This window comes from Rhodococcus sp. USK10 (assembly GCF_019378875.1).
Lineage (GTDB): Bacteria > Actinomycetota > Actinomycetes > Mycobacteriales > Mycobacteriaceae > Rhodococcus_F > Rhodococcus_F pseudokoreensis.
This window is the reverse complement of sequence record NZ_CP076048.1, coordinates 2,069,033-2,085,098: the sequence shown is the minus strand read 5'-3', so window position 1 is coordinate 2,085,098 and position 16,066 is coordinate 2,069,033. Positions and strand designations below refer to the sequence as shown.

Below are 16,066 nucleotides of genomic sequence, written 5' to 3'. Positions count from 1 at the left end.
CCCGATGACAATCGCCAAGGGACGCGGTGACCGGACCCTGATGGCGGCGCGCCGAGTCGGTCGTGCGCCGCTCAACGTGCTCGACCGGGCCGGCGAGCAGATGTCGTTCTACGCCAGGGCCATCGCCTGGTCACCCCACACTCTCGTGCACTACCGCAAGGAGGTGCTGCGGCTACTCGCCGAGGTCACCTTCGGCAGTGGCGCGCTCGCCGTCATCGGCGGCACCATCGGCGTCATCGCGATGATGTCCGGCTTCACCGGCGTCGTCGTCGGACTGCAGGGTTTCGCCGCGCTCGAACAGCTGGGCAGCTCGGTCCTCACCGGCTTCCTGTCCGCCTACGTCAACACCCGTGAGATCGCGCCGATCGTTGCGGCACTCGCGCTCTCGGCCACCGTCGGCTGTGGTTTCACCGCGCAGCTCGGCGCCATGCGGATCTCGGAGGAGATCGACGCACTGGAGGTCATGGCGGTGCCGAGTGTGCCGTTCCTCGTCACCACCCGCATGATCGCGGGATTCGTCGCCGTCATCCCGCTGTACATCGTCGGTCTGCTCGCGGCCTATCTCGCTTCCCGCATCATCAGTACCGTGTTCAACGGACAGTCGACCGGCTCGTACGACCACTACTTCAACTTGTTCCTGCCACCGCAGGACGTCCTGTACTCGTTCGCGAAAGTGCTGATCTTCGCGTTCGTGCTGATCCTGATCCATTGCTACTACGGCTATCACGCGTCGGGTGGTCCCGCCGGTGTGGGTGTGGCCGTGGGCCGGGCGGTCCGCACCGCGATCGTCACCATCGCCGTGCTCGACTTCTTCCTCAGCCTCGCCATCTGGGGCACGACGACCACAGTGAGGGTGGCCGGATGACCAACACGACATCTGTTGTGGGACGACGGGTGCTGGGGCTGGTGTTCTTCCTCGTCCTCGCGTTGTTCCTGGCCTTCACCATCGGCATGTTCAACAAGACCTTCACCAAGGTCGTCAAGATCGACCTCCTCACCGACAGTGCCGGAAATGCCCTGCCCCCCAACGCGGACGTGAAGGTCCGTGGTCTCATCGTCGGAGAAGTGCGTTCGGCGACCCCCCAGGAGGGCGAGGTCACTCTCGCTCTCGCGATCCAGCCGGACAAGGCACCGCTGATCCCGTCCAATGCGACGGCGCGACTGCTGCCCAAGACGCTGTTCGGTGAACGCTACGTGTCGCTGATCGTTCCGGAGGGCGACACGGCTCCGCCGATCCAGGCCGGTGACACGCTGCGTCAGGACAAGAGCGGCAACGCCGTCGAGGTCGGCGAGGTGCTGGACGGTCTGCTACCGCTCCTGCAGGCGATTCCGCCGCAGGACCTGGCGAACACGCTCGGCGCGCTGTCGCAGGGGCTGAGCGGCCGCGGTGCCGAACTCGGGCTGACGCTCGACCGGCTCGAGGAGATCTTCGGCGGGCTGAACACCGAACTTCCCGCCATCCAGGAGGATCTGCGGGGCCTTGCGGACTTCTCGCAGACGTATTCCGAGGCGGCGCCCGATCTGGTCAACGCCCTCGACAGCCTGCGGACCACCGGAAACACCGTGGTGGAGAAGCAGAATGAGATCTCCACGCTGCTCGTGTCGCTGACCGCAACCGCGTCGAGCACCGCGGATCTCCTGCAGACCAACGCCGAATCGATCGTCAGTATCGCCGCCGATTCGCGTGAGGCGCTGCAGATTCTCGGCCGCTACTCACCGAGCTTCGAGTGCACGTTCGCGGGCTTCGCGAAGTCCGCTCCCGTTGCCCGTGAACTACTGGCACCGGACGATCCGCACCCGGGTGTGCGGGCCAGCGTGCAGTTCGTCAACCCGAAGGGTCGCTACGTGCCCAACCAGGACGAGCCGCGCCTGCTCGACAACCGCGGACCGGCTTGCTACGACAACGTCACCGCACCCGGTGGGAAGTTCCCGCAGTACCCGGGCGGCTCGTCCTACAACGACGGCGCCTACCAGGTGCCTTCGAGGAATCCCGGCCCGTCGACCATCGACTTCTTCCCGGCGCCCGCCGGCGTCCCCGATCAGGTCCCCGGATACGGAGCCCAGGTCACGCCCGCAAGCTACGCGGGTTCGAAGATGGAACAGGACACGTTGGACGTCGTCTACGGCGAGGCCGGGGGAATGGCACCGGAGGACGTGCCGAGCTGGACGACACTCGTCGGCGCGCCGACCATGAGGGGGACTGAGGTGAGCTTCAAGTGAGGGGACTGACCGCACCATTGGTCAAGCTGATCGTGTTCGCCGTGGTCACCATCCTGGCGACCGGTCTGCTGGCCGCCACCATCGCCAACCTCGGCGGCGGCGGTGGCACCAAGTTCAACGCGATCTTCTCGGACGTCACCTCGCTCAACGAGGGCGACGAGGTCCGCATCGCCGGTGTGCGCGTGGGGCAGGTCGAGAAGATCGCTATCCACGACGACCGTGAGGCGGAGGTCCAGTTCACCGTGGCGGAACGGGACTGGCTGCCCGCCAGCACCACCGCGACCATCCGCTTCCGGAACCTCGTGGGGCAGCGCTACATCGCGCTCGAACAGGGGGAGGGCCAGCAGGGCATGAAGATGAGCGGCGGCGACACCATTCCGATGGAACGGACGAAGCCTGCCGTCAACCTCACCACCCTGTTCGATGGCTTCCGCCCGCTGTTCCAGACCCTCAGCGCCGAAGACGTCAACAAGCTGTCGTACCAGATCATCCAGGTGTTCCAGGGCGAGTCGGGAACCATCACGGAACTCGTCAAGAACACGGCAAGCCTCACCAACACCGTCGCCGACAAGGATCGCGTGATCGGTGCGGTGATCAACAACCTCAACGACGTGCTCGCCACGGTGAATCAGCGTGACGATCAACTCGATTCGCTGATCGTCAACACCCAGCAACTCGTCACGGGCCTGGCGAACGAGCGGGGAACCGTCGGTTCGGCGGTGACGTCCCTCGCGGGACTCACCGACGCGACGGCCGATCTGCTCGAACCCACCCGACCGTCCATCCAGGAATCCATCACGTCGCTGAACACGCTGGCGACCACGTTGAACCGTAACTCCGACACGGTCAACAGCGTTCTCCAGACGCTCCCGGTGAAGCTCGAGAAGCTCGGCCGGGCAGCCAGTTACGGATCCTGGTTCCAGTTCTACCTCTGTGGAGTCGACATCGTCGCAGGACCAGGTACCGCGCCCCAACTGAACCTGCCCACGGGCCTGCCCACCGTCAACCAGCCGATCTATACGAACTCGGCGAAACGGTGCACGCAGGACGGCCTACAGGAGTTGCAGACACGATGAGCAGACGTCGCAGCCCGGCAGTGGCCGGCGCCCTCGGCATCCTCGTGGTGCTGCTGGCCACCCTGTCGGCCTTCTTCCTCGATTCGCTGCCGTTCATCGGCGCCGGGTCCACCTATCACGCGCAGTTCACCGAGGCGGCCGGTCTCAAGCCCTCCAACGAGGTGCGGATCGCGGGCGTGAAGGTCGGCAAGGTCACGTCCGTCGAACTCGACGGCGACCACGTGGACGTCGCCTTCAAGGTGTCGGATGCGTGGGTCGGCAACGAGACGTCCGCGTCCATCCAGATCAAGACGATCCTGGGCCAGAAGTATCTGGCCCTCGACCCCCGCGGCTCGGACACGTTGAACCCGAGCGACGAGATCCCGTTGGACCGCACCACGTCTCCGTACGACGTGATCGAGGCGTTCTCGGCTGCCGCGCAGACGGTGGGTGACATCGACTCCGATCAGCTCGCACAGAGCATGGTGACGTTGTCGCAGGCGTTCGAGGGGACACCCACGGAGATCCGCGCGTCCCTGGACGGTGTCAGCAGGCTGTCGCAGACCATCGCGAGCCGCGATCAGGAACTGCAGAAACTGTTCGACGCGACCGGCAAGACCACCAAGGTCCTCGCCGACCGCAACGCCGAATTCAACCGGTTGATCAGCGACGCCGGTCTGCTGCTCGGCGAGCTCAACAGCCGTCAGCAGTCGATTTCCCAGCTGCTCACCGGAACTCAGAGGCTGTCGCAGCAATTGACCGGGCTCGTGCACGACAACGAGGCCGCCATCGGTCCCGCGCTCGAACAGCTCAACGGTGTCGTCGAGATCCTGAAGGCCAACAACGAGAACCTGGACAAGGCGATGAAACTGTACGAGCCGTTCGTTCGCCTCTACACGAACGTGGTCGGCAACGGTCGCTGGTTCGACCAGGTCGTGGTGAACCTTCTACCGCCGGGGCTGCCCGACATTCCCGGTCCGCGCGATCCCGTCCGAACGTTGGGGGGTAACTGATGGCAGACGTCGACAACGGAGCCGACCGCGGAGGACGCGGCGGGGTCGCCCTCATCGCGGGAATCGTCATCGTCGCGCTGGTGATCGCCGGCGCCCTGTGGTGGGTGTTCACCCGGGCGGGCACCACGAAGATCACCGCGTACTTCGACAAATCGGTGGGCATCTACGAAGGCTCGGATGTGCGGGTCCTCGGTGTGAAGGTCGGATCGGTCGATGGCGTGGAGCCGCTGGGCGATCAGGTGAAGGTCGACATGCGCGTCGATCGCGGCGTCGACATTCCCGCCGACGCGAAGGCCGCGCAGGTCACGCCGTCGGTGGTGTCCGACCGCTACATCCAGCTCGCGCCGGCCTTCACGGGCGGCGAGAAGATGGAGAGCGGCGCGGTGATCTCACGGGACCGCACCGCGACCCCCGTGGAGGTCGACCAGTTGTACGCGAGCATCGAGGAGCTCTCCACCGCACTCGGCCCGAACGGGGCGAACAAGGACGGCGCGCTGTCGCAGTTCGTCGAGACCGGCGCCGCCAACCTCGACGGCAACGGTGAGGCGCTGGGGCAGAGCATCACCCAGCTGTCCGACGCTGCCCGCACGCTCAACGAGAGTCGCGGCGACCTCTTCGACACCGTCAAGAACCTGCAGGTCTTCGTGGGTGCGCTCGCGGCCAACGATCAGCAGGTCCGCGACTTCAACTCGCAGCTCTCCGACCTGTCCGGATTCCTGGCGGGGGAGCGGGAGAACCTCGGCGCCGCCCTGAACCAGCTGGCGATCGCCCTCGGCGACGTCTCGAAGTTCGTGGCCGACAACCGGGAGATCCTTGCCGAGAACGTGGACGATCTGGTGCCGGTGACGCAGACCCTCGCGGACAACCGGGAGTCGCTCGTCAACTCGCTGACGCTGCTGCCGCTGGCTATCAGCAACCTGGCCAACTCCTACGACGCGGAATCCGGAAACCTGGCCTCGCGCCTGACATTCACGGATCTGCAGGATCCGGCCGGAGTCGCCTGCAAGTTGATCGACCTCGGCAAGCTGGTTCCCGGCGATCCCCGATTCGAGCAGCTCGGACGTCAGATGCAGCCGCTGATCGACAACTGCACCAACATCACGTCGCAGATCACGCAGTCGGCGAAGACTCCGTCGCTCGTGCTTCCGTTCGGGATCATGAGTGCGGACAACATTCAGCGGACGGTCACTCCCGGCACGGTGCCGGGTGTCGTGTCGCCGCGATTCGAAGGCGCAACGGGTGGTGAGGGCGAATGAAGCGGTCGGTAATCCTCGGCGCCGGTGCGTGCGCCGTCGCCATCGCAGTGACGTCCTGCTCGTCGGAGGGAATCTACGGGGTCCCGCTGCCGGGCGGTCCCGATGTCGGTGACAACCCCATGCATCTGACGATCCAGTTCGACGACGTCCTCGACCTCGTCCCGCAATCCGCGGTCAAGGTCGACGGCGTCCCGGTGGGGCGGGTCGAAACGATCAAGGTGGCACCGGACGGCTGGACGGCGGACGTGGAGGTCGTCCTCGACTCGTCCGTCGATCTCGCCGCCAACGCGGTCGCCGCCATCGAGCAGACGAACCTGCTCGGTGAGAAGTTCGTGCAGCTGTCCGAGCCGCCGGAGGACAAGGATCCCGCGCGGCTCGAGGACGGCGACACGATCCCCCTGGATCGCACCCGCCACGCCACGGAGATCGAGCAGGTTCTCGGCGCGCTGTCGCTGCTGCTCAACGGCGGCGGCGTCGGCCAGTTGCAGCCGATCGTGCACGAACTCACCACCGCCCTCGACGGGCGTGAGGATCGGGTCCGGAGTCTTCTGGAGCAGACGAACACACTCATCGACGGTCTCAACCAGCAGCGCGACGACATCACCCGCGCCCTGGACGGTCTCGACGCGCTGACCACGCGGGTGGACGAACAGAACGAGAAGATCGGACTGATCCTCGACGAATTGCCGATCGCGGCGGAGGTGCTCAACGAGCAGCGCCCGCAGCTCACCCAGATGCTCACGCAACTGGACCGGCTCGGCACCGTCGGCACCGATGTGATCAACAGGTCGAAGGACAACCTGATCGCGGATCTCCTCGCGCTGCGGCCGACCCTGAAGGCACTCGCCGATTCGGGCGACAACCTGCCCAATTCGCTCGCGTTCATCCCGACCGTCCCGTTCCCGGACGGCGTCGAGAAGATCGCACTCGGCGGGTCGGTCAACCTGTTCCTCTCGGTCGACCTGCAGATCGGCGATGCGCTGAGCGCACTCGGCGTCGGACAGGGCAACCCGGTGTACGTGCCGCCGAAGTTCGGTGAGCCCAAGCCGATCGTCGACCCGTCCAACCCGTACTACAACGGCAACGGCCCGAAGCCGGGGTGGCCGACGGTGTCCTTGCTGCCGATTCCGCCGATCGTCCCCGCCCCGACAGGCCTGCGGATTCCGGGTCTCCCCGGCGCCGCGCCCGCCGGTAACGGCACATCGGACGGGGCGGCGCCGCCGCCGCAGAACCCGCTCGGGGGACTGCTGGAGCAGTTCGGAATCGGGGGTGGACAGTGAGGTCACGACTGGTCAGGATCCAGCTCGTCGCATTCGCCATCGTGGCGATGCTCGGGCTGGTCTATGTCGGCGCCAAGTACGTCCGCCTCGACAACCTGCTCGGGTTCGGTGAGTTCGACGTGAACGCGCAGTTCAAGGACTCCGGCGGCATCTTCACCAACGCCGAGGTCACGTACCGCGGAGTTCCCGTCGGCCGCGTCGGCGACCTGTCGCTGACCGCGGACGGCATCAACGTCCAGTTGAAGATCTCCTCGGGCGGGCCGGACATCCCGGCGTCGGCCAAGGCCGTCGTCGCCAACCGGTCCGCGATCGGTGAGCAGTACGTGGACCTTCAGCCCGACAGCGACCAGGGACCGTACCTCGAAAACGGCTCGGTGATCGTCGAGGCCGACACGTCGACACCCGTCCCGGTCGAGCAGGTGCTGATGGCCACCGACGGTCTGGTCCGGTCGGTTCCGGTCGATTCGCTGCGCACCGTCGTCACCCAGCTGGGAACGGCGTTCAACGGCAAGGGTGAGGATCTGCAGACGCTCGCGGATTCGCTCTCGACGCTGACGAAGGACGGACTCGACGTTCTGCCTCAGACACTGGCACTCGTCCGGGACAGCCAGACGGTGCTCGCGACGCAGTCCGATCAGTCGTCCGCGATCGTCCAGTTCAGCTCCGACCTCGACGCGGTCGCGGCGCAGCTGCGGACCAGCGACCCCGATCTCCGGGCGATCATCGACAAGGGAATTCCGGCGAGCGACGAGGTCGGTCTGCTGGTGAACCAGATCGGTCCGAGTCTCACCACCGACCTGACGAATCTCGCCGCGGTCGGTGGCAAGCTGGCTCCGCAGGCGATCGCGCTGCGGCCGATCCTGATGTTCCTGCCCGCCATCGCGGCGTCCGCGTCGACCGTGGCCCCCGGCGACGGCACGGTGCATCAGGGCATCGTCCTGGAAACCAACAATCCGCCGTCGTGCACACTCGGTTACGAAGGGACGCAGGAGATCCTGGCCGAGATGAAGCGGCAGGACCCGAACTTCGACGACACCCAGCAGGACTTCCCGTTCAACACGAAGGCCAACTGCGACGCTCCCCAGGGAAGCGTGACGGGTGTGCGAAGTGCAGACCGCATCGTGTTCGCCGATCCGGACACGATCCAGCCGTGGGATTTCAAGCCGAAGGTCATGCCTGACACTCTCAACTTGAATCCCATCGCAACGCAGCTCGCGCCGCTCCTCGGGGTTACTCCCAAGTAGCATTCGGTTCCGGCCGAGGGCGAGTTGAAGAAAACAATCAGTAGGGTATTGGTGTGACGCGAATTACCACGCCCCCGGAGTCGGGACAACCGGCTCAGGGGAAGGACAGAACTCTGAAGGCCTCGTTTGCTGCGGTGACCGCACTGGTGGTGATCGCGGTTGTCGCAGCCGGATGGTTCGGCTTCGGGTGGGCGCGAGCGCTCTTCGTGGACAAGCCGATCGCCGACGCACGCGATTCCGCGTTGACGGGCGCCCAGCAGGCCGCGATCAACCTCAACTCGGTCGATTCCGCGGACCTCGACGGATCGTTCGAGAACATGAAGTCGTCGATCACGGGCGACAAGATGAACCAGGACCTCCAGGCGACGATGGACGGGTTCACCGACCAGATGCGTCAATCGGGTGCGGCGAGCAAGGCCGAACTGATCCAGGGCACCCTCACGGAACTGAACACGGACGACGGCACCGCGAAGGCGCTGGTCGTCGTGGCCGTCACCACCACGTGGCCGGACCGCTTCGACAAGGCCAAGGTGACGATGCGGATGGACGTCCAGGACGTCGACGGGGTCTGGAAGGCCTCGTCGGTCGAACCGGTGGGCGGTCGTATCCCGCTCGAGAGTGGTCCGGTGCCCGCTGCCGGCGCGGCCCCCGCCCCGGCGCCCGCCGAGCAGGCCCCGGCCGAGCAGGCACCCGCCCCCGAGGGCGACAGCGGCGGACAGTAGTCCTGATGCGCCGCGGCGGCATGCTGCCGCGGTGTCCACGTCGACGACAGTTCGTCGTGCAATGAGAAAGTGGTGAACTATGCCCCCCAAGCGCCGAAACAACGTGCCGGACAGCGCTGCAAAGGGCAGGCGTCCGCGCGTGGCGGGGACCCGTCAGGCAACGCCGAAGCCTCCCCGATCGGACACCCCCGTCGACAAGCCGGAACCGGTGAAGAAGACGGACCTGGCGAAAAGGCCGGACCTGGCGAAGAAGGTGGAACCGGTCGATAAGGCCGAGACGACCGCGGTGGCGACCGCGGCCGCCGCGGTGTCCACCGAAGCGGACAAGCCCGACACGGACACGACGGTGTCCACGGCCAAGACCGTGTCGACGGCGAAGGCTGCGTCGGCGGGGAAGGCGAAGGTCCCGAACCTTCAACCGCGCATCAGCAAGCAGCCGGCTCCCACTGCCGCCGAGGCTGCGCCCGCCGCCGGCAGCGGGACCGGTCGCATCACGTGGCAGCTCGTCGGGATCCTCGGAGCCGTCGCGGTGGTGCTCGGTGTGTTCGCGGTGGTCGCGGCGTTCAAACCCGGGGCGGACATCACGAACGCCGCGTGGGTCGACGCGGGAGCGACCGCCGAGGTGACCAAGGCGGGCACCGAGGCGATCGAGACGCTGTATACCTACAGCTACGAGACGATCGATCAGGACTTCGACAAGGCGCGCGGCTATCTCAACGATGCCAAGCGGGAAGAGTTCGACTCGACCGCCGACACCACCAAGCAGGCTGCCATCCAGACCAAGACGGCCACCGAGGCGTCCGTCACCGACATCGGCGTCACGGTGCTCGACGGCGACCGCGCCGAACTCCTCGCGCACATGAACGTCAGCGCCACGGGTGACGCCGTCGCTCAGGGCAGCGCCGCCACGCCGCTGTCGATCAAGATGGAGAAGATCGACGGCAAATGGGTGCTGTCCGACATCTCCGACAGTGAAGGCTGATCGGAACCCGGAAAAGAGTGAAGCGGAACGAGATTCGAGCGGCCGGCCAGCGGGACGCTTGAATTGAGTTTTCCGGCAGAGTGAATCGATCCCTGGAATGGGATCGTTTTCACGTTTGAATGGGAATCTCTTGCTGTGGTGACGGTTTCGGACGGTCGGATGGTCCGGGGCCGGCCGGCTTCCGTGCCAGGAATCCCGGCGCCCACCAGTTGGCCTCGCCCATCAACTTCACGAGTGCGGGTACCAGCATCATGCGGATGACGGTGGCATCGATGATCAGCGCGACGATCATGCCGAGACCGATGAACCGCATCATCGTCAATTCCGAGAGTGTGAACGCTCCGGTGACGACGATCAGCAGCGCGGCGGCGGCCGTCACGATGCGTCCCGTGTGCGCCGTGCCGATCCGCACGGCCTCCTCGGTCGACGCGCCCGCGTCGTGGGCCTCGACCATCCGCGACATCAGGAAGATCTCGTAGTCGGTGGAGAGCCCGAACACCACCGCGATGATGAGGACCACCATCGTCGCCGGCAGGGGCCCCGGCGTCACGCCGAGAAAATCTGCGCCGTGACCGTCCTCGAAGATCCACGTGAGCACGCCGAACGAGGCGGCGAGGCTGAGGGTGGCCATGGCGATCGCCTTCAGGGGAAGCACCACGGACCGGAACGCGAGCAGCATCAGCACGAAGGTGACAGCCACCATGATGCCGATCATCCACGGCAACCGGGCGCCCATCGCGTCCAGTCCGTCGGCGGTCAGGGCGTTCAACCCGCCCCGCATCTTCTCGGTGCCTTCCGGGGTGGGGAGGTCGCGCAGGGCAGCGGTCGTCGCCATGGCCCCCGCGGTCCGGTCCGCGTCGTCGAAGACGGCCCGGATGGCGACGAACGTGTCGGTGGCGCCGACCGGCACCACCCGCTGGACGCCGTCGACCGCAGCCGTCGCGGCGAAGAACTCTGCCGTGGCGGCCGGTGGCGGCGCCTTGCCGTCGCTGCCCTGCAGCACGAGCGTCGCCCCGTTGTTGGCGAGCGGAAAATCTGCGGCGAGATCATCGACGGCGACCCGGAGTGGGTGTCCCACCGGCAGGCCCGTGTGATCGAGGTCACCCAGTGACGCGCCTGCCAGGGGTGCGGCGAGCACGAGCAACCCCGCGACGATCCCGGTCGCGATCGGGACGGGCCGCCGCATGACCCGTTCGGCGACACCGCCCCAGAACCGGTGCGCCCGGTCCTCGCCGCGTTCGACCACTCCCCGTCGCCAGGTCAGCGCGTTGATGCGAGGCCCGAGCAGGGCGAGGGCAGCGGGCAGTGCCGACAGCGTCAGCACCGCTGCGATCGCGATGGCCGCCATCCCGCCGTACGCGAAGGACCGGACGATGGCCTGGGGAAACACGAGCATGCCCACGAAACCGCACACCAGGAGGAGCGCGGAGAACCCCACGGTCCGGCCCGCGGTGGCGAGCGTCCGGCGGACGGCGTCGTCGGTGGCGGCGCCGGACCGCAGCTCCTCGCGGAACCGGGTCACCACGAACAGTCCGTAGTCGATCGACATGCCCAGCCCGACGAGACTCGCGATGTTCACCGAGAATGCGCTGACCTCGGTGAAGTACGAGATCACCCGCAGGGCGCCGAGTGCGCCGAGGATTGCGAGACCGCCGACGCACAGCGGTACGGCCGCGCCGACGAGGCCGCCGAAGATGACGAGGAGCAGGAGCAGCAGGATCGGGAACGACACCGCCTCGGCTCGCAGCAGGTCGCTCTCGGACACCTCGTTGTAGGCGTTGGCGGCGGCGCTGAAACCGCTGAACTCCGCGTCCGTGCCGTCGATGACCAGCAGCGGCCGGAGGTCGTGGTACGCGGAGATCCGAGCGTTCTCGTCGCCGCTCAGCGACATCACCACCAGCCCCTCGGTGCCGTCGGTGGACCGCAGGAACTCCTTCGCCAGGGGCGGGGCGGACCAGTACGACAGGGGAGTGTCGGCGAGCACGCCGGGGTCGATCCGCGCGAGCTGGGCGCCCACTTCGGGGCCGAGGTCGTCGATCGTCGAACCCGGGCGTGCGTGGTAGGTCACCGCCAGATCGGGGGTCTGCCTGCCGAACGCCCCCTCGATCAGGCGCTCGACGCGCGCGGACTCGCTGCCCGGGTCGGTGTACCCGCCGAGGCTGAGCCGGTCGAACACCCCCGAACCCCACGCCCCGCCGAGCAGCACCAGCAGCACCGTTGCGGCGAGGACCAGCTTCGGTCGGGCGACGACGAACGAACTCCAGCGCGTCACGGCTCTGCTTCCCTCGAGAAATCGACGGCGATCGCGTGGGCATATTGTTCACCGCCCGTCGACAGCTGTGAAGGGGCGCCGGGAACGGGCCGCGGGCCTCGCGAAACGACACGACACGCCCTCAGACTCTTGACGCCGCGATGATCACGCGTCACTCTGATGCGTGAACATGCGCAGTGACGCGTGGCCGAGCGCCCGGCTGGGTGCTGTTTCGGGTGCCCGACTCGACATCTACTGAGTTTGGGTGTACTTTTGGACGTTGCGCTGGCTGCCTCCTGTCCACCTCTCGTCCGTACCGCTGCGAAGTGATTCACTCTTCAGCAACTGTGACGAGTTTCGTTCGGGTTGTGACCAGCGAAATTCGAAGCAGATACAGCGGCGGTCGCAACAGCAAGAGCGGCCCGCGTGAGGTGCTGGAAGGACGCATCTTGGCAGTCTCTAGCCAGACCAAGGCAGTTTCCGGAATCCCCGGAGCCCCGAAGAGGGTTTCGTTCGCAAAGATTCGCGAACCCCTCGAAGTTCCCGGGCTTCTTGATCTACAAACCGATTCGTTCGAGTGGTTGATCGGTGCGCAGAGCTGGCGCGAACGCGCCGCCGCTCGTGGCGACAGCGCAATCTCCGGCGGTCTCGAGGACATTCTCGCGGAGCTTTCCCCGATCGAGGATTTCTCGGGCTCGATGTCTCTGTCCTTCTCGGACCCGCGCTTCGACGAGGTGAAGGCCTCGACGGACGAGTGCAAAGACAAGGACATGACCTACGCGGCGCCTTTGTTCGTCACCGCGGAGTTCATCAACAACAACACCGGTGAGATCAAGAGCCAGACGGTCTTCATGGGCGACTTCCCGATGATGACCGACAAGGGCACGTTCATCATCAACGGCACCGAGCGTGTCGTGGTCTCGCAGCTGGTGCGTTCCCCCGGTGTCTACTTCGACCACTCCGTCGACAAGGGCACCGAGAAGGACCTGCACAGCGTCAAGGTCATCCCGGGCCGTGGTGCATGGCTCGAGTTCGACGTGGACAAGCGCGACACGGTCGGCGTCCGCATCGACCGCAAGCGCCGCCAGCCCGTCACCGTGCTGCTGAAGGCCCTCGGCTGGACCACCGAGCAGATCGCCGAGCGCTTCGGCTTCTCGGAGATCCTCATGGCGACCCTCGAGAAGGACAACACCGCAGGCACCGACGAGGCGCTGCTCGACATCTACCGCAAGCTGCGTCCGGGCGAGCCGCCGACCAAGGAGAGCGCCCAGACGCTCCTGGAGAACCTGTTCTTCAAGGACAAGCGCTACGACCTGGCTCGCGTGGGCCGCTACAAGATCAACAAGAAGCTGGGCCTGAACACCGGGCAGCCGATCGTCGCGTCGACCCTCACCGAGGAAGACATCGTCGCCACCATCGAGTACCTGGTGCGCCTGCACGCCGGTGACACCGAGATGACCGCCCCCGGCGGCGTCGCGGTGCCCGTCGAGGTCGACGACATCGACCACTTCGGCAACCGTCGCCTGCGCACGGTCGGTGAGCTCATCCAGAACCAGATCCGCGTGGGCCTGTCCCGCATGGAGCGCGTGGTTCGTGAGCGCATGACCACCCAGGACGTCGAGGCGATCACGCCGCAGACGCTGATCAACATCCGGCCCGTCGTGGCTGCGATCAAGGAGTTCTTCGGAACGTCCCAGCTGTCGCAGTTCATGGACCAGAACAACCCGCTGTCGGGGCTGACGCACAAGCGTCGTCTGTCCGCCCTCGGCCCGGGTGGTCTGTCCCGTGAGCGTGCCGGCCTCGAGGTGCGAGACGTTCACCCGTCGCACTACGGCCGCATGTGCCCGATCGAGACCCCCGAAGGCCCGAACATCGGTCTGATCGGTTCGCTGTCGGTGTACGCACGGGTCAACCCGTTCGGATTCATCGAGACGCCGTACCGCAAGGTCGAGGGCGGCCAGGTCACCGACCAGGTCGACTACCTCACCGCGGACGAAGAGGACCGCCACGTCGTCGCACAGGCCAACTCGGCCGTCGACGCCAACGGTCACTTCACCGACGATCGCATTCTGGTCCGTCGTAAGGGCGGCGAGGTCGAGTTCGTCTCGTCCGCCGAGATCGACTACATGGACGTCTCGCCGCGGCAGATGGTGTCCGTCGCGACCGCGATGATCCCGTTCCTCGAGCACGACGACGCCAACCGTGCCCTGATGGGCGCGAACATGCAGCGTCAGGCGGTGCCGCTCGTTCGCAGCGAGGCCCCGCTCGTCGGTACCGGCATGGAGTTGCGTGCCGCCGTCGACGCGGGCGATGTCATCGTCACCGAGAAGACCGGTGTCGTCGAAGAGGTCTCCGCCGACTACGTCACGGTCATGGCCGACGACGGCAGCCGCAAGACCTACCGGATGCGCAAGTTCGCGCGTTCCAACCAGGGCACCTGCGCCAACCAGCGTCCGATCGTGGACGAGGGACAGCGTGTCGAGTCCGGACAGGTCCTCGCCGACGGTCCCTGCACCGAGAACGGTGAGATGGCGCTCGGCAAGAACCTGCTCGTCGCGATCATGCCGTGGGAAGGCCACAACTACGAGGACGCGATCATCCTGTCGCAGCGCCTCGTGGAAGAGGACGTCCTCACCTCGATCCACATCGAGGAGCACGAGATCGATGCCCGCGACACCAAGCTCGGTGCCGAGGAGATCACTCGCGACATCCCGAACGTCTCCGACGAGGTCCTCGCCGACCTCGACGAGCGCGGCATCATCCGTATCGGTGCCGAGGTTCGTGACGGCGACGTGCTGGTCGGAAAGGTCACGCCGAAGGGCGAGACCGAGCTGACCCCCGAGGAGCGCCTGCTGCGCGCCATCTTCGGTGAGAAGGCGCGCGAGGTTCGCGACACGTCGCTGAAGGTTCCCCACGGTGAGACCGGCAAGGTCATCGGCATCCGCGTGTTCTCGCGTGATGACGACGACGATCTGCCCCCCGGTGTCAACGAGCTGGTCCGCGTGTACGTGGCACAGAAGCGCAAGATCCAGGACGGCGACAAGCTCGCCGGCCGCCACGGCAACAAGGGTGTCATCGGCAAGATCCTCCCGCAGGAGGACATGCCGTTCCTGCCCGACGGCACCCCGGTCGACATCATCCTGAACACCCACGGTGTTCCGCGTCGTATGAACATCGGTCAGATCTTGGAGACCCACCTCGGGTGGATCGGCAAGACCGGCTGGAACGTTCAGGTCGCCGGCGACGGCTCCCGTCCCGATTGGGCGGAGCAGCTGCCGGAGGAGATGCTGTCGGCGCCTGCCGACTCCAACATCGCCACCCCCGTGTTCGACGGCGCCAAGGAAGACGAGCTCACCGGTCTCCTCGGTTCGACGCTGCCGAACCGCGACGGCGAGGTCATGGTCGCGTCCGACGGAAAGGCCACGTTGTTCGACGGCCGTTCCGGCGAGCCGTTCCCGTACCCGGTCTCGGTCGGCTACATGTACATCATCAAGCTGCACCACCTGGTCGACGACAAGATCCACGCTCGTTCGACCGGTCCGTACTCGATGATCACCCAGCAGCCGCTCGGCGGTAAGGCCCAGTTCGGTGGCCAGCGCTTCGGTGAGATGGAGTGCTGGGCGATGCAGGCCTACGGCGCGGCATACACGCTGCAGGAACTGCTCACCATCAAGTCGGACGACGTGGTGGGTCGAGTCAAGGTGTACGAGGCCATCGTCAAGGGCGAGAACATCCCCGAGCCGGGTATCCCCGAGTCGTTCAAGGTGCTCCTGAAGGAGCTCCAGTCGCTCTGCCTCAACGTGGAGGTGCTGTCCTCGGACGGCGCGGCCATCGCGATGGCGGACGGCGACGACGAGGACCTGGAGCGGGCCGCAGCGAACCTGGGCATCAACTTGTCCCGGAACGAGGCGGCGACGGTCGACGACCTCGCGAACTAGTTTTCGGTCCCCGGGTCACGGAAATCCGTGACCCGGGGGCGTAGTTCACATTTGAATTGGCAGTCAGGAATCGGCGGGTGACCGTTGATCCACAATCCCTCTGGG

11 protein-coding genes are annotated in these 16,066 nt (G+C 66.2%); 10 read left to right on the top strand and 1 reads right to left on the bottom strand.

Translation table 11 applies throughout. The features are described from left to right. The first annotated feature begins 4 nt into the window (after nucleotides 1–4). The 9 genes from I1A62_RS16600 (at nucleotide 5) to I1A62_RS16560 (ending at nucleotide 9,772) form a co-directional block, all read left to right on the top strand. Nucleotides 5–865: an ABC transporter permease gene (locus I1A62_RS16600; protein ID WP_025433123.1), complete on the top strand. Its 861-nt coding sequence runs from the start codon at nucleotides 5–7 to the stop codon at nucleotides 863–865. Then, entirely contained in the window at nucleotides 862–2,220 is a 1,359-nt protein-coding gene (locus I1A62_RS16595) for an MCE family protein (protein WP_124389048.1), read from the top strand. Before I1A62_RS16600 ends, I1A62_RS16595 begins: the two co-directional genes overlap by 4 nt. Then, the gene (locus tag I1A62_RS16590) at nucleotides 2,217–3,296 is read left to right on the top strand and encodes an MCE family protein (protein ID WP_124389049.1); all 1,080 of its coding nucleotides are present in this window, start codon (nucleotides 2,217–2,219) and stop codon (nucleotides 3,294–3,296) included. The genes I1A62_RS16595 and I1A62_RS16590 overlap by 4 nt, the downstream gene beginning before the upstream one ends. Further along, entirely contained in the window at nucleotides 3,293–4,288 is a 996-nt protein-coding gene (locus tag I1A62_RS16585; RefSeq protein ID WP_124389050.1) for an MCE family protein, read from the top strand. Before I1A62_RS16590 ends, I1A62_RS16585 begins: the two co-directional genes overlap by 4 nt. Continuing rightward, nucleotides 4,288–5,544, top strand: coding sequence for an MCE family protein (locus I1A62_RS16580; RefSeq protein WP_124389051.1), 1,257 nt, complete (start codon nucleotides 4,288–4,290; stop codon nucleotides 5,542–5,544). Before I1A62_RS16585 ends, I1A62_RS16580 begins: the two co-directional genes overlap by 1 nt. Continuing rightward, complete coding sequence (locus I1A62_RS16575; RefSeq protein WP_219459205.1) at nucleotides 5,541–6,824, top strand: MCE family protein; 1,284 nt, start codon at nucleotides 5,541–5,543, stop codon at nucleotides 6,822–6,824. Before I1A62_RS16580 ends, I1A62_RS16575 begins: the two co-directional genes overlap by 4 nt. Beyond that, entirely contained in the window at nucleotides 6,821–8,068 is a 1,248-nt protein-coding gene (locus I1A62_RS16570; protein WP_219459204.1) for an MCE family protein, read from the top strand. The genes I1A62_RS16575 and I1A62_RS16570 overlap by 4 nt, the downstream gene beginning before the upstream one ends. A 134-nt stretch (nucleotides 8,069–8,202) precedes the next feature. Next, nucleotides 8,203–8,790 (top strand): hypothetical protein, encoded by a 588-nt coding sequence (locus I1A62_RS16565; protein ID WP_124389109.1) that lies wholly within the window; start codon nucleotides 8,203–8,205, stop codon nucleotides 8,788–8,790. A gap of 79 nt (nucleotides 8,791–8,869) precedes the next feature. After that, the gene (locus I1A62_RS16560) at nucleotides 8,870–9,772 is read left to right on the top strand and encodes a hypothetical protein (RefSeq protein ID WP_219459203.1); all 903 of its coding nucleotides are present in this window, start codon (nucleotides 8,870–8,872) and stop codon (nucleotides 9,770–9,772) included. 109 nt (nucleotides 9,773–9,881) lie between these two features. On the opposite strand, the gene I1A62_RS16555 is transcribed toward I1A62_RS16560, so the two are convergent. Next, nucleotides 9,882–12,044 (bottom strand): MMPL family transporter, encoded by a 2,163-nt coding sequence (locus I1A62_RS16555; protein WP_219459202.1) that lies wholly within the window; start codon nucleotides 12,042–12,044, stop codon nucleotides 9,882–9,884. A gap of 410 nt (nucleotides 12,045–12,454) precedes the next feature. Here I1A62_RS16555 and I1A62_RS16550 point away from each other — a divergent pair, with 410 nt between their 5' ends. After that, nucleotides 12,455–15,961, top strand: coding sequence for a DNA-directed RNA polymerase subunit beta (locus tag I1A62_RS16550; RefSeq protein WP_124389110.1), 3,507 nt, complete (start codon nucleotides 12,455–12,457; stop codon nucleotides 15,959–15,961). The last annotated feature ends 105 nt before the right edge of the window (nucleotides 15,962–16,066 follow it).

Excerpts from the sequence above, each read along its gene's own strand:
- I1A62_RS16600 (WP_025433123.1), top strand. The coding sequence starts at position 5 with ATGACAATCGCCAAGGGACGCGGTGACCGGACCCTGATGGCGGCGCGC.
- I1A62_RS16595 (WP_124389048.1), top strand. The coding sequence starts at position 862 with ATGACCAACACGACATCTGTTGTGGGACGACGGGTGCTGGGGCTGGTG.
- I1A62_RS16585 (WP_124389050.1), top strand. The coding sequence starts at position 3,293 with ATGAGCAGACGTCGCAGCCCGGCAGTGGCCGGCGCCCTCGGCATCCTC.
- I1A62_RS16580 (WP_124389051.1), top strand. The coding sequence starts at position 4,288 with ATGGCAGACGTCGACAACGGAGCCGACCGCGGAGGACGCGGCGGGGTC.
- I1A62_RS16575 (WP_219459205.1), top strand. The coding sequence starts at position 5,541 with ATGAAGCGGTCGGTAATCCTCGGCGCCGGTGCGTGCGCCGTCGCCATC.
- I1A62_RS16560 (WP_219459203.1), top strand. The coding sequence starts at position 8,870 with ATGCCCCCCAAGCGCCGAAACAACGTGCCGGACAGCGCTGCAAAGGGC.